This window comes from Nocardioides sp. P5_C9_2 (genome assembly GCF_054049555.1).
In genome coordinates this window covers 1-3,021 of sequence record NZ_JBFUMD010000470.1, presented here as the reverse complement: position 1 = coordinate 3,021, position 3,021 = coordinate 1, and the positions used below count along the sequence as shown (strand labels likewise).

The window sequence follows — 3,021 nt, the reverse complement described above, 5'->3', positions numbered from 1 at the left end:
GACCGACGCGGTCGCGAGCCGGATGGCGCGCCTCGTCATGCGGCGGAGCCTGGGCTGAGCCGCGCACCCGCGGTCGCGGGTTGCCGGTGCACGTGATGACCTCAGGACCTCGGTGACAGTTCGGGTGTCAGGACTTCGGCAAGGGTTCTCGGGTGTCTCGGCGCGGCCCGCGGGATCGGCGCTCGACGAGAGCTCACCTCCGGGAGCGGTCACCCAAGCCTCCTGACGCAGGTGCCGGCGCGAAGATCCTTCGGCACGACGTGTCACCGATGTCCTGATGCAGAACTGTCACCGATGTCTTGAGACATGACAGTTGCCAGAAGGGAGGCACCGTAGTAGAATCGAACACATGTTCGAATCGGCATCGACCTCCATCACCCCGGACGCCGCTACGGCGCCCGGGGAGGCCGCCAGAGCCCTGCGCGACCAGCTCGCGGCCCTCTCCCTGGCCGGCGACCCCCGCGGCGTCGTCGAGCAGCTCGACGAGCTCGAGCGACTCAAGTCCGCCATCTGCGCCACCCAGGCTCGCCTCGCCCACGAGCTCACGCTCCACCGCCAGGCCCAGGCCGACGCCCGGCGCATCCTCGAGCCTCGTCGTCGTCGGCCCCATCCCGACGCCGGGACCGGCACGGAGATCGCCCTGGCCCGCCGAGAGTCCCCGCACGACGGCCGGCGCAAGCTCTCCCTCGCCCGCGCACTGCTCAGCGACCTCCCCCACACCCTGGCTGCCCTCGAGCGCGGCGACCTCAACGAACGTCGCGCCGAGATCATCGCCACCGAGACCGCGGACCTCACCGCCGACCAACGCCGCGGCGTCGACCTCACCATCGGCCACCGGCTGACCGGGCTCGGCGACGCCGACCTGCGCGACCTGGTCCGCCGCGAGGTCCTGCGCCGCGACGAGGAGGGCTGGCTCACCCGTCACCACCGCGCCCRCACCAAGTGCCGCGTCACCGGTCGCATCCTGGGCGACGGCATGGGCCAGCTCACCGCAACCCTGCCCGCCACCGACGTCTCCGCGATCATCACCGCCCTCGACACCACCGCCGACAAGGCCCGCGCCGCCGGGGACGATCGCACCCGCGCCCAGCTCCTCGCCGACACCCTCGTCCAACGCCTCGGCGGCCCCAGCGCGACCGGCCCGACCGCGGTCGCCCTGAAGGTCGTCGTCAGCGCCGAGACCCCGCTGGGGACCAGCGACGAACCCGGCTACGTCGCCGGCGCCGGCCACATCCCCGCGCCCCTCGCCCGACGGCTCGCCGCCGCCGGCGCACAGCACCTGGGCTCCACCATCCAGCGACTGTTCGCCATGCCCGCGACCGGCGCGCTCATCGCGACCGAGTCCACCTCCAGCCTCTTCCGCCACGGCCTCGCCGACCTCATCGACCTGCGCGACCGCCGCTGCCGCACGCCGTTCTGCAACGCCCCCATCCGCCACCACGACCACGTGGTCCCGCGCTCGGCCGGCGGCGACACGTCCTGGGCCAACGGCCAAGGACTCTGCGAGGCCTGCAACTACGCGAAGGAGTCTCCCGGCTTCCACCACCAGCCGGTCCCGGATCCCCTCGCCGTCACCCACATCACCATCACCACCCCCACCGGACACGTCCACCACTCCCGGTCCCCCGACCCGCCCACCGTCTCGCAGGACGACGAGTCCCCCGCCGAACGACGAGTCCGCGCACTGTTGCTGACGCCCGCAGCCTGAGCACCGCGCCCGCGCCCGCCGCACAGCACCCTCAGGCGACCTCGGACGACACGGGGTGGCGCGCGGCCGGCACGGCGAGCGCGGCCGGCACGAGCAGCACGGCCACCACGAGCAGCGCGTCCAGGGTCCCCACCTGGTCCCCCACGAACCCGAGCAGCGGCGGCCCGGCCAGGAACGCGGCGTACCCGATCGTCGAGACGACGCTGACGCGCGCCGCCGCTCGAGCCGGGTCGTCGGCCGCGGCACTCATCCCGACGGGGAAGCCCAGCGAGGCTCCCAGGCCCCACAGCACGATCCCGAGCACCACGAGCGCCGGGTGTCCGCCCAGGACGATCAGCACCACGCCGGCAGCGGCGACCGCCATCGTCGACCACAGGACAGCGGTGCGTCCGAAGGCGTCGAGCAGGTGGGTCCCGACGACGCGACCGAGGGTCATCGCCGCGACGAACAGCCCGAAGCCGGCCACCCCCACGGCATGGGAGACGCCGTACCCGTCCACGAGGGCCACGGCGAGCCAGTCGTTCGCGGTGCCCTCGGTCATGGCGAGTGCCAGCACCATCACGCCGATCAGGAGCGTGCGCGGCTCCAGCCAGGCGCGGGCCGCCGACGTCCGCTCCTCGTCCACGACCTCCGTGATCGGGAGGAAGGCGGCGGCGCCCCGCCAGACGACCACGGCCGAGAGCAGCACCACGGCCACCAGGTGCCAGGTACCCGCCACCCCGACGGCGACCAGGCCGGCCCCGAGCAGGGCGCCGACGACCGTGCCCAGGCTGAAGCCTGCGTGGAAGCGCGGCATCACCGTGCGACCGAGGTGGCGCTCGACCTCGGCGCCCTCGACGTTCATCGCGACGTCCCACACGCCGATGCCGATGCCGTAGACGAACAGCGCCGCACCCGTGACGACCAGCGAGTCACCGAGGGCGAGGCCAGTCGTGCCGAGGCCGATCGCAGCCGCGACGGCTCCGGCACGCAGCACCCGGACCGTCCCCCAGCGACCGATCGCGGCACCCGTGCTCGGCAACGCGACGAGGGAGCCCAGGGCGATCGACAGCAGCAGCACGCCGAGGGCCCCGTTGCTCAGCCCGAAGCCGTCGCGAGCCTCGGGGATGCGGGAGACCCAGCTGGCGAAGCACAGTCCGTTGAGGAAGAAGGCCAGCCCGACGGCGTTGCGGGCGGCGGTCACGTCGGCCACGGGCGTCAGCCGCGGTTCCGGTCCCAGTCGGCCCCGGGGGGACCTGCTTCGATCCACGCCTGGAACCCGGTGAGCGAGGCCTCGCTCATCGCGATCTCGAACGGGCCGGACGGTGCCGTGC

The 3,021-nt window shown here is 73.5% G+C and carries 3 protein-coding genes; 1 reads left to right on the top strand and 2 read right to left on the bottom strand.

The genetic code is table 11. The annotated features are described in order from the left end of the window. Positions 1 to 349 precede the first annotated feature (349 nt). Entirely contained in the window at positions 350 to 1,708 is a 1,359-nt protein-coding gene (locus ACXJKL_RS18290) for a DUF222 domain-containing protein (protein WP_457208427.1), read from the top strand. Between the two features lie 31 nt (positions 1,709 to 1,739). Here the strand turns inward: ACXJKL_RS18290 and ACXJKL_RS18285 are convergent, their stop codons facing one another. Continuing rightward, positions 1,740 to 2,900: an MFS transporter gene (locus tag ACXJKL_RS18285; RefSeq protein WP_457208426.1), complete on the bottom strand. Its 1,161-nt coding sequence runs from the start codon at positions 2,898 to 2,900 to the stop codon at positions 1,740 to 1,742. Positions 2,901 to 2,905: 5 nt separating this feature from the next. After that, positions 2,906 to 3,021, bottom strand: a 116-nt coding sequence (locus ACXJKL_RS18280; protein WP_457208428.1) for a DUF2550 family protein, incomplete at its 5' end; no start/stop codon positions are given.